17 protein-coding genes are annotated in these 14,210 nt (G+C 34.7%); 7 read left to right on the top strand and 10 right to left on the bottom strand.

Annotated features, from left to right (window positions below):
• The first annotated feature begins 269 nt into the window (after positions 1 to 269).
• On the top strand, positions 270 to 665 hold the full coding sequence (locus F1003_RS06615) for an ankyrin repeat domain-containing protein (RefSeq protein WP_155088418.1): 396 nt from the start codon (positions 270 to 272) through the stop codon (positions 663 to 665).
• A 49-nt stretch (positions 666 to 714) separates the two neighbouring features.
• Here the strand turns inward: F1003_RS06615 and F1003_RS06620 are convergent, their stop codons facing one another.
• Complete coding sequence (locus F1003_RS06620) at positions 715 to 1,482, bottom strand: M48 family metalloprotease (protein ID WP_155088419.1); 768 nt, start codon at positions 1,480 to 1,482, stop codon at positions 715 to 717.
• A 116-nt stretch (positions 1,483 to 1,598) separates the two neighbouring features.
• On the opposite strand from F1003_RS06620, the gene F1003_RS06625 reads away from it, so the two are divergent.
• Positions 1,599 to 2,024: a GNAT family N-acetyltransferase gene (locus tag F1003_RS06625; RefSeq protein WP_155088420.1), complete on the top strand. Its 426-nt coding sequence runs from the start codon at positions 1,599 to 1,601 to the stop codon at positions 2,022 to 2,024.
• 2 nt (positions 2,025 to 2,026) lie between these two features.
• Here F1003_RS06625 and pepE read toward each other — a convergent pair whose 3' ends face one another.
• Entirely contained in the window at positions 2,027 to 2,734 is a 708-nt protein-coding gene (gene pepE, locus F1003_RS06630; RefSeq protein ID WP_155088421.1) for a dipeptidase PepE, read from the bottom strand.
• 151 nt (positions 2,735 to 2,885) lie between these two features.
• On the opposite strand from pepE, the gene F1003_RS06635 reads away from it, so the two are divergent.
• The 5 genes from F1003_RS06635 to F1003_RS06655 all read left to right on the top strand — a co-directional run bounded on the left by F1003_RS06635 (position 2,886) and on the right by F1003_RS06655 (position 7,775).
• Positions 2,886 to 3,704: a carboxypeptidase-like regulatory domain-containing protein gene (locus F1003_RS06635; RefSeq protein WP_155088422.1), complete on the top strand. Its 819-nt coding sequence runs from the start codon at positions 2,886 to 2,888 to the stop codon at positions 3,702 to 3,704.
• Complete coding sequence (locus F1003_RS06640) at positions 3,691 to 4,488, top strand: peptidase associated/transthyretin-like domain-containing protein (RefSeq protein WP_155088423.1); 798 nt, start codon at positions 3,691 to 3,693, stop codon at positions 4,486 to 4,488. The genes F1003_RS06635 and F1003_RS06640 overlap by 14 nt, the downstream gene beginning before the upstream one ends.
• 48 nt (positions 4,489 to 4,536) lie before the next feature.
• Positions 4,537 to 5,043: a DUF6702 family protein gene (locus F1003_RS06645; RefSeq protein WP_155088424.1), complete on the top strand. Its 507-nt coding sequence runs from the start codon at positions 4,537 to 4,539 to the stop codon at positions 5,041 to 5,043.
• A gap of 64 nt (positions 5,044 to 5,107) precedes the next feature.
• Positions 5,108 to 7,405 (top strand): M1 family metallopeptidase, encoded by a 2,298-nt coding sequence (locus tag F1003_RS06650; RefSeq protein ID WP_155088425.1) that lies wholly within the window; start codon positions 5,108 to 5,110, stop codon positions 7,403 to 7,405.
• Between the two features lie 79 nt (positions 7,406 to 7,484).
• On the top strand, positions 7,485 to 7,775 hold the full coding sequence (locus F1003_RS06655) for a Sec-independent protein translocase subunit TatA/TatB (protein WP_162306913.1): 291 nt from the start codon (positions 7,485 to 7,487) through the stop codon (positions 7,773 to 7,775).
• Positions 7,776 to 7,777: 2 nt separating this feature from the next.
• Here the strand turns inward: F1003_RS06655 and F1003_RS06660 are convergent, their stop codons facing one another.
• The 8 genes from F1003_RS06660 to F1003_RS06695 form a co-directional block, all read right to left on the bottom strand.
• On the bottom strand, positions 7,778 to 8,419 hold the full coding sequence (locus F1003_RS06660) for an O-methyltransferase (RefSeq protein ID WP_155088426.1): 642 nt from the start codon (positions 8,417 to 8,419) through the stop codon (positions 7,778 to 7,780).
• Positions 8,419 to 9,504, bottom strand: coding sequence for an amidohydrolase family protein (locus F1003_RS06665; RefSeq protein WP_155088427.1), 1,086 nt, complete (start codon positions 9,502 to 9,504; stop codon positions 8,419 to 8,421). Before F1003_RS06665 ends, F1003_RS06660 begins: the two co-directional genes overlap by 1 nt.
• Positions 9,505 to 9,584: 80 nt before the next feature.
• A complete protein-coding gene (locus F1003_RS06670) occupies positions 9,585 to 10,118 on the bottom strand; it encodes a 3-hydroxyanthranilate 3,4-dioxygenase (RefSeq protein ID WP_155088428.1) in 534 nt (177 codons plus the stop codon).
• A 146-nt stretch (positions 10,119 to 10,264) separates the two neighbouring features.
• Positions 10,265 to 11,047, bottom strand: a complete 783-nt coding sequence (locus tag F1003_RS06675; RefSeq protein WP_155088429.1) for an SDR family oxidoreductase — start codon at positions 11,045 to 11,047, stop codon at positions 10,265 to 10,267.
• The gene (locus tag F1003_RS06680) at positions 11,048 to 11,575 is read right to left on the bottom strand and encodes a PsbP-related protein (RefSeq protein WP_155088430.1); all 528 of its coding nucleotides are present in this window, start codon (positions 11,573 to 11,575) and stop codon (positions 11,048 to 11,050) included.
• A 57-nt stretch (positions 11,576 to 11,632) separates the two neighbouring features.
• Positions 11,633 to 13,072, bottom strand: coding sequence for an aldehyde dehydrogenase (locus tag F1003_RS06685; protein ID WP_155088431.1), 1,440 nt, complete (start codon positions 13,070 to 13,072; stop codon positions 11,633 to 11,635).
• A 6-nt stretch (positions 13,073 to 13,078) separates the two neighbouring features.
• Positions 13,079 to 13,702, bottom strand: a complete 624-nt coding sequence (locus tag F1003_RS06690) for a hypothetical protein (RefSeq protein ID WP_155088432.1) — start codon at positions 13,700 to 13,702, stop codon at positions 13,079 to 13,081.
• Positions 13,699 to 14,109: a RidA family protein gene (locus F1003_RS06695; RefSeq protein ID WP_155088433.1), complete on the bottom strand. Its 411-nt coding sequence runs from the start codon at positions 14,107 to 14,109 to the stop codon at positions 13,699 to 13,701. Before F1003_RS06695 ends, F1003_RS06690 begins: the two co-directional genes overlap by 4 nt.
• Positions 14,110 to 14,210 lie beyond the last annotated feature (101 nt).

Raw genomic sequence — 14,210 nt, forward strand, 5'->3', positions numbered from 1 at the left:
TAGTGTTTAATACGTTCAAAGATAAGATATAGAATAGTACATCAAATTTTGAAATCTATAAAATTTGGTTTGTTATTAATATTTTAAATATTAAAACGCTGATTGTTAAGGTGGAATAAAGTTTTGTGAAACCCTTAACAGATTTGTTTTCAAAACGTTAAATGTATGTTATATAACTTTTTTTAGTGTAACAGTTTAGAAATTTAGTCGTCTCTTTAGTATATCAAAATATCAAAAAACAAATCAATTAAATTTTAAAATCTTTCATCATGAAAAAATCAGCAGTAGTTTTAGCCTTAGCATTGGGCTTTTCAATCAGTAATTTAAATGCAACAAACGATGTTTTAACTTCTGATACTAAAGAAGTAACTGTAAAAACTGTAGAGGTAAGCCCTCTATGTAAAGCCGTAGCAACTGGCAACATTGAACTTGCAAAAACTCTAATTAAGCAAGGAGCGGATGTTAATGCCAAATCAAATGGTATGCGACCAATCCATTATGCAGCTAAGTACAACCGTGTAGAACTAATAAAAGTATTGGTAACAGCTGGTGCAGATGTTCATTCTACCTGTGATCTAGGGTACACAGCTTTAGGGCATGCAAAAAAATCTAAAGCAACTGATGCGGCACAGTTTTTGAAACGCTTTAAAAAGAAAACAGTCTAATTAAAGACAATTATTTGAGTTAGTTAATTATAAAATGCGTCTTATCTTATTAAGACGCATTTTTATATTTTCTAATGGCTTCCCTTATTTTTTCTATCCTGTTTTCAGGGTCTGGATGTGTGCTTTGAAATTCTGGAACTCTATTTGGCCCAGCAGCATCCTTTAAAATTTTCATAACACCTATCATTTCTTCAGGATTGTAACCAGCCTCTAACATAAAATACACACCCAATTCATCACTTTCTAATTCATCACCTCTCCCATTTTTCAATAACTGACCCTGACCAATTTGCTGTGCTACACCACCCATGTCAATGGCAGAACTTCCCATAGCCAAAACTTTCCAAAAGTTGGCATCCGTAATACGTTCGTTAGAGTGCTTGCCTAATACATGACCAATTTCGTGTCCAAGTACTCCGGCTAATTGATCTTCATTCTGTAGTTTAGAAAACAAAGCATATGTAATAAAAATTTGACCGCCAGGAAGTGCAAAGGCATTAATAGTTCTTTCATCAGCTAATAGATGGAATTCGTATTTGTAAGGCGTGTCTTTGGCTATGCTGCTGTTTACTAACTTATTACCGACATTGTCCACAGTTGTCTGGTATCTGTTGTCTGGGTGTAAACCTCCGTGTTGCTGTGCCATACCAGGTGCACTTTGTAAGCCAATGGCTATTTCTTCTTGTGGCGATAATGAAATAGCTTGTTTCTTACCTGTATATGGATTAATTTCTTCTTGACTACATTTTCTTAGATAAGCAAAAGCAGCTATAGCTATAAAAATTAATATGCGGACTTTAAAATTGCCTCTTCTCATAGAGATAGTGTTAGTGAGTTAAATTTACAAAAGTTTGACACAATATTTTCGAAAAAGTCATTGGTTTTGTATTCAAAATTTAAAAAGTTTTACTTTTATAGTCATAAATTTTAACGATGAGTTATCAATTCAAAATTATATCTAATGAGAATCTAGGTAGTGTGATTCCATTAGTTTTTGAGCTTAACGAGGGCAGAGTAAGTAAAGCGGTTTTAAAATCTCGTTTTGATGAAATGAAACTTCAAAATTATGAATGTGCAGTGATTTTTGATGCTGATGATATTATTGGTGTTTCTGGCTTATGGTTCTGTACACGTCATTATTCGGGTAAATCTGTAGAATTAGATCATGTTTATATTAAATCTGAGTACAGAAACAAAGGTATCGGTAAACAATTTATGGACTGGATTTATGCTTATGTGAAAGAAAAGGGATGTAATTCTATGGAACTAAATACTTATGTTCAAAATTATCCTTCACATAAGTTCTATTATAATGAAGGTTATGAAATTTGGGGCTATCATTTCTTTAAGAATATCTAAACTTATTTTAAAAATCCTAAATCAGAATCTGTTGGTAACTCATAAGGTGTTTTGCCATATTCAAATATCCTAGCCTCTAGTGAGCCTTTTAAAGTCAAACGATTATTTTTAACCTCAATCCAACTACCTTCTCTAAGTCCAATCACAGGTTGCGTGTTAAATGCATGAAATTCCTTAATTCGTGTTTCTCTAGTTTCTCCCATGTGTGTACTATTCGGAATTGGATCTAAATAGTGAGGATTAATATTAAACGGTACCAATGCAAGCGTTTTAAAACTCGGAGGATAGACAATGGGCATATCGTTAGTTGTATTGATGGTTAATCCACAAATATTGCTTCCTGCACTGGTGCCTAAATAAGGCACACCATTATTTATAGCATCTTTAATTGACATTAAAACATCATTTTTGTACAATTGATTAACTAAAACAAAGGTGTTTCCTCCACCAGTAAAAATACCTTGGGCGTTTCTAATAGCTGTTTTTGGGTCATCATATTCATGTAAACCTCTTACCGATTTACCAATGGACTTAAAAGCCTTAGCTGCGGTTTTGGTATAATCATCGTGAGATGTGCCACCTGGTCTGGCGTAAGGAATAAATAAAATTTCTTCAGCAGAATTAAAATGAATTTTGAGTTCGTCCAAAAGGTATTCTAAATATCCACTACCATGAACTGTGGAAGTACTTGCAATTATAATTGATTTCAAAATCTAATGTTTTAGTAAAAATAAAAGTTATAACTTACATAATTCAAGATTAAACATTAGATTTTAAAATGAGGATTTAACAAAGATTTATCAGCGCTTTTTTATGAGAAGTCAAGAATATCAACGAAATTTATAAGTCAATACAACCAACATGAAAAAAATAACCATCATAATATTTACTCTTTTTGCTTTATCGATCTATGCTCAAGACACTGGTAGAATAGAAGTTAACGGTAGAATAATTGTCTCGTCTGAAGATAAAGAAGGTGTAGCTGTTTTCAACACGTCTTCTAATAAAGGTACTGTTACGGATGAAAATGGGGAGTTTAAGATTAAGGTGGCATTAAACGATATTGTTGAATTTGGTGCACTTCAGTTTAAAGATTTTACAATCAATATTTCTGAAGACGTTATTAAATCCAAAAAACTAACCGTTATTCTTGTAGAGGAAGTTAATAAACTAGATGAAGTGGTTATTTTGCCTTTTGGTTTAACAGGAAATTTAAATACCGATTTAGAAAATGTGAGAACCTATAACGTAAGCTTAGATTATGTTTATTTTGGTTTAGACCATATTGAGGATTTTGAGTTTTCAGCAGATTATAAGACCAAAGTAGAAAATGTTGCATTTAATGAATACAACCCAGAAGTAAGGCACATGCTCAACGTGGTTAACTTAGCTGGTTTTATTGTAAGTCAAGTTGTAGATCTTAATGACGATGAGACAAAGGCAAAAGAAGAAAAAGCTATAGAAAGAACACCTTTTAAAGAAGCTTTAGATAAGTACAGTATTAATTATATTCACACCAATTTCAATATTCCTCTAGAACAAGTAGAAGCCTTTATCGATTATGTCGAAAAACAAGGCGTAGATGAAACCTTATTGGAAGAAGATAAAGAAATGCAATTTTTAGAGCGTTTAACTCAATTAAGTAAATCTTTCCTAAAAGAAAAAAGTGAAGAAGATTAATTTACTTTTCTGCCTTATTGCTTTGCTTTCAACCTTATTGTTGCAAGCTCAGCGAAAGGAAATCAACGGACAACTTATTGCAGACGATGATGTTGAAGGCATACATATATTAAATAAAACAGCTGCTAAATTTGCTATTTCTAAAGCTGACGGGAGTTTTACTATACTTGCAAAGTCTCAAGACACTTTAATTGTTTCAAGTATAAAATACGAAACCAAAGAAGTGATTGTTACTGAGTTTGAAGAAGCGTACGGAACACTTTCTGTTGAACTAACGGAATTAGTGAATGCTTTGGATAAAGTTATTGTGGGTAAGATTTTAACAGGAAGCCTACAATCTGATTTAGAAAACTCTGATGCCAAAACTGAAATTAATTTTTACGATTTAGGAATACCAGGCAATACAAAATTGCCATTAACACAAAACGAACGCAAACTGCATGATGCAGACGCAGGTTCTTGGGGCTACATTGGCTTAGGTTTTGGAGTTAATTTCCATAAGCTTTTAAATGAGATTAGTGGAAGAACAAAAAAACTGAAAGCCATAGTAGAGTTAGATGATAGAGATAAATGTATTAATAAGTTAAGGGCTGATTATGAATCGATAATTTTTGAAAAGGACTCATTACCCGAAAATTTAAAAACCGAATATTTCTTGTTCTCACAAGAAGACGAAAATTTTTTGAAGTTGTGTGAAGAAAAGAACGAAATAAAACTGCTTGAGTTTCTTCAACAAAAATTAAAAGCTTACAGAGAGAATAGAGAAGAAGTAGATAAAGATTAACTTTGGAACACTTTTTGGATTTAGCTGAACAACCTTAGAATTAAAACCATGAAATTAATACAGATTGTAATTGCTTTTGTAATAGCTCCATTATTTGTATCTAACAATGTGAAGCATGAATATTATGTAAGTGTCACAAAAATTGAATACGCAGAAGAGCAGCATTCGCTTCAAATTATAAGCCAGATTTTTATTGATGATTTTGAAGAGCTACTGAAGATGCGTTACGATGAAGATATAAAGCTTGCTCCAGATAGTGATTCTAAAATGATAGACAATTACATGAAACGCTATTTGTCAGATAAGTTAGAAATAAAGGTCAACGGAAACCCAGTGAAATTTAATTTTATAGGTAAAGAATATAAAGATGATATTACCTATTGCTACCTAGAAATCGAAAACGTTTCTAACATTAAATCTATGGAAGTTGTCAATAGGGTCTTATTCGATAAATTTTCAGATCAGCAGAATATCGTTAGGCTTAAGTTGTTAGGGAAAAACAGAAGCTTTTTGCTGATTCCAGATAATGATAAATGCATGTTAAACTTTGATTAAAAATCTGTTAATACAATCTTAAATCATTATTTTAGGCATCATTTTTTAAAAACACTATATCATAATGAAGATTTTCAAGTTTTTCTTGTGTGCTTTGCTTTTTACTTCAGCAAGCACTTATGCTCAAAACGAAATAAAACCAGAGCGTCAACCAGGTCATACCAACCAAAACAAATTCAAACAACTCTACGATGAGTTTGCTACACCAAACATGTTTAGAACAGGTTCTGGTGCACCAGGTCCGGCATATTACCAACAGCAAGCAGATTACAAAATGGATATCGAAATCGATGATGTAAATGCAAGGTTATATGGTGACGAAACAATTACTTACACCAACAATTCGCCAGACGAGTTAAAATACCTTTGGGTGCAATTAGACCAAAATATGCGTGCGAGAGACTCTAAAACACCATTGATTAACAGTTCTGGTATTGGTCCTGCAACTTCGGCTTCAAGAGCTACAAGATCATATTTAAAAGAAAGCTTCGATGGAGGTTTTAATATTGAGCACGTAAAAGATGTAAATGGTAAAGATTTGCCTCATACCATTAATCGTACTATGATGCGAGTAGAACTGCCTAAGCCAATGAAAACAGGAGATAAATTTTCATTCAAGATAAAATGGTGGTACAACATCAATGATCACGTTAAAGATGGTGGTCGTTCTGGTTATGAATACTTTGAAGAAAACGATAACAGAATATATGTTATGGCACAATTCTATCCTCGTATGGCTGTGTACAACGATGTAGAAGGATGGCAAAATTCTCAATTTTGGGGACGTGATGAGTTTGCGTTGCCATTTGGTGATTTTGATGTAAACATAATAGTGCCAGCAGACCACATTTTAGATGGAACGGGTTATTTAACAAATAGAGAAGAAGTCTATACAAAAGAAATGATGAAGCGATACAATCAAGCTAAAAAGTCTTATGACAAGCCAGTTATGATTGTAACACAAGAGGAAGCAGAGAAAACGGAAAAGACAAAAAGTAACAAGAAAAAGACTTGGAAACTTTCTGCACAGATGGTACGTGATTTTGGTTTTGCTACATCTCGTAAATTTCTATGGGATATGATGGCTGTGAAGATTGGAGACAGAGATGTTATGGCTGTTTCTATGTATTCTAAAGAAGGAAACCCATTATGGGAGCAGTGGTCAACTTATGCCGTTGCTAGTACTTTAAAATCGTATTCTCGTATGACATTCGATTATCCTTATCACAAGGCAATTTCGGTACATGCACCAATGGGAATGGAATATCCAATGATTTGTTACAATTTTGGTCGCCCTGATAAAGATGGTAACTATTCAGACAGAACTAAATACGGAATGATCAGTGTAATCATTCATGAGGTTGGACACAACTTTTTCCCAATGATCGTAAATAGTGATGAGCGTCAATGGACATGGATGGACGAAGGGTTAAACACTTTTGTACAGTATGTAGCCGAGCAAGATTTTGGTGAGTGGTATCCAACAGCGTTATCACCAGGTCATGATAAATACCCATCACGTAGAGGGCCTGCCAAAAACATTGTAAGATATATGGGAGGTAACCAAGATTTTATTGCGCCTATTATGACCAAAGGTTTAAATACCTACCAATTTGGTAGTAATGCCTACAGTAAGCCTGCCACAGGTCTTAATATCTTAAGAGAAACAATAATGGGTAGAGATTTATTCGATTATTCATTTAGAGAATATGCTAACCGTTGGATGTTTAAGCACCCAACACCTGAGGATTTTTTCCGTACCATGGAAGATGCTTCAGCCGTTGATTTAGATTGGTTCTGGAGAGGATGGTTCTATACTACAGACTATACTGATATTGGAATTAAGGAAGTGAAAAAATATGCAGTAACCAGTAACCCTAATGAAAATGGTAGAAAGTTGGCTGAGCGCTTCAATATGGATCCTAACGCCCTAGTTTATTTCATAGGTGAAGGAGAAGAAGGTTATGACGAAGCTATGAATAATGGTACATCGATTGAGGATTTACCTACAGTAAAGGAATACATAATGGATAACTTTACTCCTGAGGAACAAAAAAACCTGAAGAAATCTCCAAAGTATTTCTATCAAGTTACTTTTGATAAACCAGGTGGTTTGGTAATGCCTTTAATCGTAGAGTATGAATATGCAGATGGTTCTAAAGAGAAAGTGACTTATCCAGCTCAAATTTGGAGACTGAATGATAAGGAGGTAAGCAGAGCAGTAGCTACCGATAAGGAAATAGTAGCAATTACTGTTGACCCTGACTTAGAAACTGCAGATGTAGATACTTCTAACAATTCTTGGCCACGTGAGGTAGAACAAAGTGATTTTGATAAGTTCAAGGATAAAGTAAAGAATTAATTGAGATAAAAACGTAATATTAAGCCGACTTTAACGAGTCGGCTTTTTTTATTAACTAAAGTCACTCTATATTTGCACTGTGATAAAATTAACTACATTATTATTCATTGGAGGTACTGAAATAGTTTTTATACTATTTATAGTGGTATTGGTTTTTGGTGCAGATAAATTACCAGAAGTGGCTCGAGGCCTTGGTAAAGGTATGCGTACTTTAAAAGATGCAACCAATGATATTAAACATGAAGTCACCAAAAGTGCTAAAGAAAGCAACATCATAGACTCTGATGTAGCTAAGGAGGTTCAGGAAGAAATCAAAAAGGCCAAAGACGATTTAGAAGATTTTACTGGCTCACTTAAAAGAAAAATGTAGATTTAGATTTTTCTACTAATTGTCAAACCATCTCTTATTGGCAAAACAACAGTTTCAATTCTGTCATCGTTTTTTAGTAGTGTATTATAATCCAAAACAGCTTTAGTGGATTTATCTCTGTCCTCTAATGGTTCTACTACTTTTCCATGCCATAAGACGTTATCTGAAAGTATAACTCCACCAGAATTCAACTTATCGATTATTAAATGAAAGTAACCACTGTAGTTAGGTTTATCGGCATCTATAAATACCAAATCAAACATCTTATCTATAGTTGGGATTATATCTAAGGCATTCCCTGTATGTTGAAAAATTTGATCCCCAAAACCTGATTTGTCAAAATACTTACGTTGAAAGTCCACTAGTTCTTCATTGATGTCAATGGTATGTATTTCTCCGCTCTTTTGAAGACCTTCGGCCAAACATAAAGTAGAATAGCCAGTGAAAGTGCCTAATTCTAGTATGTTTTTAGGATTTATCAATTTTGAAATCATGCTCAAAACCCTTCCTTGATAAGGGCCACTGAGCATAATCGGTTGTAAGACTTTTTGATACGTTTCTCTGGTTAATTGTTGTAAAAGCCTTGGTTCTTGTTCAGAGTGTGCAACAATATAATTGTCTAATTTTTCAGGCAAGAAATTCATTATGACAATATACGTTTAACCAATTTTTCTTTACCAATCTGGTCTTCACCACACAACCACTGTATGACATTATCTTCCCAAATTGCATCACGTTCATCTTCTCTAATAATTTTTCGTTCCATAGCCAAGTCTAAAATTTTACCTGGATAAGACGATTGTTTTTCACTTTCCATTTCTCCCAAAGGATAAGGGTCATCTAGTCCCATTAGGACTTGTTTATACCCTTGATTTTTAATAAGTAATTCTAAACCACCTGTATCATGTACCAAAGTATCAAAGAATATATTCTTATGCCCTACAGCTTTTCTTGGATGGCTTTTACCTTCAAATAAATCTGGTCTACCATCAAACCCTTGTATTCGTCTCCCTAAATTAATCTGAGCCAATTGCCCTCCATGCGCAAAGCAAGTTCTCATATTAGGATATTTGTCCTGATAGCCGTTGAGAGTTAAAAAATGGTAAGCATCTGCACACTGGGCCAACATCCATATCAAATGAAAACGCCAAGATGTGTTTTCTAATTTTATAAATTTCTCACCATCATATGGGTGAATTTCAATCGCAAGATTGTACTTGTTTGCCAATTCAAAAATTGGTTCATTTTCTTCATCAAAAATACAACGCCAAGTACCAATGGTATCCATATAATGTGTTGGTAAACATAAGAGTTGCATGCCCAATTCTTCTACACAGCGCTCAATTTCCCAACAAGCACCACGTACAAATCCGGGATGCACTACAAAACCACAAGTAAATTTGCTAGGGTTCTCATGCTGTACTTTAGCGTTAAAATCATTCTGAAAACGTAAAGCTTGTTTCATTTCCTCAACACGTAACCCATTTCCATAAAGTTGAGACAGGTTTAAAACCACAGCATGATCTATTTTAAAGCGTTCCATCCAAGCTAATTTTTCATTTAAGAAAAAACTCGAATCTGTGATTGGTCTGTTCCAATCTTTTTGAAGCATATATTTTCGGTCTTTGTCTACCCAAAAAATCCCTTTATCTTTCATAAACTGAGGAATCTCCTCAGGATAGGGTAGTAAGTGGGAGTGACCATTTATACGTAGTTTTCGTTTACTCATATTTATTACTATTGCGAGGCATTAGCCTCGGCAACATCTTTAAGTTTTAATTAGATTCTTAGAGTGCTCTGTACGGCACATTAGTCAATCTGTACTTTCTTAGGTGGCTGCATTACCTCACCACAATTTGGGCAACTCCGTTTGTCTTTATCACCATAGTATGCATCAAAGATTTTTGGCATATCCGTTTCAATATTATCAAGTGTAAAATCTTCTTCGTACAATTTTGTTGTACAATTTTCACAGAACCAAAGTAGCGCATCTTGCACACCTTTTTCTCTAGGGTATTCTATAACCAGACCAACTGTATTTGCACCACGTTGAGGTGAATGTGGTATTTTAGGAGGTAGTAGAAAAATATCACCTTCTTTAATATGAATATCTTTTGGAGTGCCTTTATCAATTACCTTTAAAACAATATCGCCTTCAACTTGATAGAAGAATTCTGGCGTCTCGTTGTAGTGGTAATCTTTTCTACTATTCGGTCCACCTACCACCATAACAATAAAATCTCCGTCTTTCCAAACAACTTTGTTACCAACAGGTGGTTTTAAAAGGTGACGGTTTTCTTCGATCCATTCTTTAAAGTTTATTGGAGGATATAATTTACTCATGATAAAAAGCCCTTCCTAGCCTTCCCAAAAGGAAGGAACTCTTACTCGGGTGGATAAGAGTAATTTGTTAAAAAATACAATTTAAGCTTAAAGATAATAATATTCGAGCAACTTTTCCCTTCTCTTGCAGAATGGTTAAGGATGGGCTATAGACTTTTTGTACGTCCACCATCCACAGGAAGATTTATTCCGTTAATGTAGGCTGCACGTGCACTAGCTAAAAATGTAATGGCATCTGCCAATTCTCCAGGCTTGGCAAATCGTTTAGCAGGTACCGCGTTTTTCATAGCGTCTGCTTCTGCCTCCTCTGTGTTGCCTGTTTTTGCAGATTTGTTTTTAATGATTTCCGTTAATCGCTCTGTACCTGTAGCCCCAGGCAATACATTGTTTACTGTGATTCCGAATTGCCCTAATTCATTGGCTAATGTTTTACTCCAATTGGCAACAGCACCACGAATGGTATTACTTACACCAAGACCGTCTAAAGGTTGTTTAACAGAAGTTGAGATGACATTAATTATTCTTCCATAACCTTCCTCTTTCATAAAAGGAACAATAGTTTGTGCTAACACATGATTGCATTTTAAGTGTTGCGTAAATGCGCTCTCAAACTCTTCTACTTTAGCTGAAAACACAGGCCCACCAGCTGGTCCACCAGTATTGTTAACCAAAATATGGAAACCGTGATTATCTTTAATATAGATTTCAACTTTTTGTTGAAGTTCCTTTGGGTTTGAGAAATCAGCAACGATATAATCGTGATTACGATGTTGAGGCAATTCAGCTAATGTAGCTTTTAACTTTTCTTCATTTCTGGCAATCAGAGTCACGTTTGTGCCTTCTTCTGCTAAGGCTATAGCAGTGGCTTTTCCTATTCCAGCTGTACTTCCGCAGACTAATGCGTATTTGTTGTTTAGATTTAAGTTCATTTATTTAGTGAATTTAAAACTGTTAAGTATCTTACTCGCATCCTCAATGTATTTGTCATATTCTGCCTCAGTAGAGGAGAAGGTTAAGACATAAGCTATCCTATCTTTTACAGCAAATAGTTGATTGAATTGCAATACCGTGCCATTTCCAAAATCAGCAGACCAAACTATATTTGTAGCGTCTACATCACCTATACTTACTGGCAGTGCACTTATCATTTTGGCAGTAGGTATTTTTTCTTTAACTTGGTCTAATACTAACTTCGTATATTCATCCAAGGTATAATCTGCCATACTGAGTGCTTCAACAGTCAAATTAATACTTTCTCTATAACGATCTTCCTTTTGAGATTCTTCAGGGCTATAAAGCATAAATGCTACCGTGGGTTGAGGGTTTTGGTCGCTATATTCCCAATCCGAAGGGTAATTAATAGAATAATTATCTTTAGCGAAAGTTTGCCAATCGTCTTGGGCAAATAATGAGGTTGATACAAATATGAATAAGAGTGTAAGTATTTTGATTTTCATAACGTTTTAGATTTGTTTTATAAGATATTGAAACGAATTCGAAATAAGAACTTATTGTTAATATTTAATACATACATTTTTAGGTTCGGTGAAAAAGCGTAAAGCTTCAAAGCCACCTTCACGACCTACACCAGATGCTTTTACACCTCCAAAAGGTGTTCGTAAATCACGCATCATCCAAGTGTTGACCCATACAATTCCTGCTTGTAGTTCGTTACTCATTCGCATGGTACGCTTTAAGTTATTGGTCCAAAGCGTGGCTGATAAACCATATTTTACTTTGTTTGCCATTTCCAGGACTTCATCTTCAGTATTAAATGGCATTATGGTGACTACTGGCCCGAAAATTTCTTCTTGATTGACACGACATTCATCATTTGGGACTTCAATGACTGTAGGTTCTAAATAATAACCATTTTCATAACCTTCAATGGATACTTCATTTCCGCCACAAAGCACAGTTCCATTTTCTAGTTTTGCAATTTCGATATACGCTTTTACTTTTTCTAAATGTGGTTTTGAAACTAATGCACCAATATTGGTATCACTTTCTGATGGATGACCAACTTTAAGTACTTTTACCTTTTCAACAAAGTCTTTTTTGAACTTATCGTAAATGGAAGCTTCTATAAAAATGCGACTTCCACACAGACAGATTTGACCTTGATTTGCAAATGACGAACGAACCGTTGTATTTAGCATATCGTCATAATCACAATCAGCAAAAATGATATTTGGATTTTTTCCACCGAGTTCTAAAGATAATTTTTTAAACATTGGAGCAGCCACTTTGGCGATGTGTGCGCCAGTTGCTGTTCCGCCAGTAAAAGAAATCGCTTTAATATCTGGATGTTTAATAATAGCCTGGCCAGTTGTAGTGCCCAAGCCATGAACGATATTCAATACTCCTTTGGGTAAACCAGCTTCATTACAAATTTCACCTAAAAGGTAAGCTGTCATTGGTGTGATTTCGCTGGGTTTGGCAACGACGCAATTTCCTGCTGCGATGGCTGGTGCAATTTTCCATGTAAACAAGTAGAGTGGAAGATTCCATGGGCTTATACAGCCTACAACTCCAATGGGTTGACGTAAAGTATAGTTGATAGCGTTTTGCCCAACGGATTCATGACTTTCACTTGCAAATTGTGTAATGGCATTTCCGAAAAAACGGAAGTTACTTGCTGCTCTTGGGATATCCACAGCTTTAGCTAGTGAAACAGGTTTGCCATTATCCTTACTTTCGGCTTCTGCAAATCGTTGTAAGTTGGCTTCTAGTAATTCTGAAATTTTAATTAGAATTCTACTGCGTTTCTCTAATGTGGTTTCACTCCAACTCGGAAAAGCAGATTTTGCAGCTTTATAAGCATTTTCCACATCATCCTTTGAGGAATTGGGTATCTGCCCATAGACTTCTCCGTTAGATGGGTTATAGTTGTCTATCCAATTATTTTTAATTGGATTATGAAAGTTACCGTTTATGTAATTTTTAATGTTCAAGTTCTATTAATATAAAGAATCAATTTGTCTTATGTTGTAATCAAACATTTCTGTAAGTTCACGCTCGTACCAATAGAGGTCGGTCATTGTCATTCCGATGGATGTCATAATTCTTTTGAATTGGCTAAAATCCGTAAAATCAGCATTAAAAAATATTTGAGTTGCTTGGGTTCCGAACGCGTTATAACTGTCTTGATAAGTATACAATGCATTAAGAGATTTTAATAGTTCTGGATGAATTTCTTTACCGACGCCAGATTGAATACTGGTTTGAAATGCCGCGTTCTGCAATCGTGGTGTTTGCATACCTCTCCAAAAGCTCAATGTGTTATCAATATCCTCTTCATTTTTTGGTGTATCCATAGCATCAATCGAATCTCTAACCATTATGTGATAGTCTTTGACTCTATTAATACTTTGTTTGTTAGTCATAATTTCATCCTTGAGCATATTGATTGACATACTGACATTTTTCTCAATTTTCTTTTCCTCGTTCTTATTTTGAAGATAGAGGGCTAGTAATATACCTACAACTATCAACGCGATTTCTCCAATAGCATAGAGTAGGTAACTTAAGAAGCTCTTTTTCTTAAACATGTCTTTTCTTATTTTTCGGAATAAGTTTATCATTCATTCTGTTTAAAAGCCACTACTTTAATCTCCACCACTAAATCCGGATGTGGTAATTGATGTACAGCTACAGTTGTTCTGGTTGGTCCTGTTTCCTTCTCAAAAAATTCAGCATAGGCCCTGTTGTAATCTGCAAAATCATTCATGTTGACTAAAAATGAGGTCACATCGACCACATCTTTTAAAGAGGCTCCAACTTTAGCTAAATTCTTTTCTATGTTTTTTAAGACTTCTTGGGTTTGGGTGTATGCGTTTAGCTTTTTAGTTCCCATTTCGTCTATAATATCTACTCCAGCAATGGTGTTATCTGGTCTGCGAGAGCTTGTACCTGAAACAAAGATAAAATCTCCAACTTGTTTTACGTGTGGGTATGCTCCTCTTGGTGTTACTATTTTTTCATTACTCATAATTCAATTTTATATGTCATTGCGAAGTCACTTTTTTAAGTGACTGTGGCAATCTGTTTGTTAGAACCTCAATTAATAAGATTACCACGTCACTGCGTTCC

This window comes from Winogradskyella ouciana (genome assembly GCF_009709615.1).
In the GTDB taxonomy this organism is placed as follows: domain Bacteria; phylum Bacteroidota; class Bacteroidia; order Flavobacteriales; family Flavobacteriaceae; genus Winogradskyella; species Winogradskyella ouciana.

Excerpts from the sequence above, each read along its gene's own strand:
- F1003_RS06690 (WP_155088432.1), bottom strand. The coding sequence starts at position 13,702 with ATGATAAACTTATTCCGAAAAATAAGAAAAGACATGTTTAAGAAAAAG.
- F1003_RS06635 (WP_155088422.1), top strand. The coding sequence starts at position 2,886 with ATGAAAAAAATAACCATCATAATATTTACTCTTTTTGCTTTATCGATC.
- F1003_RS06680 (WP_155088430.1), bottom strand. The coding sequence starts at position 11,575 with ATGAAAATCAAAATACTTACACTCTTATTCATATTTGTATCAACCTCA.
- F1003_RS06615 (WP_155088418.1), top strand. The coding sequence starts at position 270 with ATGAAAAAATCAGCAGTAGTTTTAGCCTTAGCATTGGGCTTTTCAATC.
- F1003_RS06645 (WP_155088424.1), top strand. The coding sequence starts at position 4,537 with ATGAAATTAATACAGATTGTAATTGCTTTTGTAATAGCTCCATTATTT.
- F1003_RS06620 (WP_155088419.1), bottom strand. The coding sequence starts at position 1,482 with ATGAGAAGAGGCAATTTTAAAGTCCGCATATTAATTTTTATAGCTATA.
- F1003_RS06675 (WP_155088429.1), bottom strand. The coding sequence starts at position 11,047 with ATGAACTTAAATCTAAACAACAAATACGCATTAGTCTGCGGAAGTACA.
- F1003_RS06650 (WP_155088425.1), top strand. The coding sequence starts at position 5,108 with ATGAAGATTTTCAAGTTTTTCTTGTGTGCTTTGCTTTTTACTTCAGCA.
- F1003_RS06670 (WP_155088428.1), bottom strand. The coding sequence starts at position 10,118 with ATGAGTAAATTATATCCTCCAATAAACTTTAAAGAATGGATCGAAGAA.
- F1003_RS06625 (WP_155088420.1), top strand. The coding sequence starts at position 1,599 with ATGAGTTATCAATTCAAAATTATATCTAATGAGAATCTAGGTAGTGTG.
- F1003_RS06695 (WP_155088433.1), bottom strand. The coding sequence starts at position 14,109 with ATGAGTAATGAAAAAATAGTAACACCAAGAGGAGCATACCCACACGTA.
- F1003_RS06665 (WP_155088427.1), bottom strand. The coding sequence starts at position 9,504 with ATGAGTAAACGAAAACTACGTATAAATGGTCACTCCCACTTACTACCC.
- F1003_RS06660 (WP_155088426.1), bottom strand. The coding sequence starts at position 8,419 with ATGAATTTCTTGCCTGAAAAATTAGACAATTATATTGTTGCACACTCT.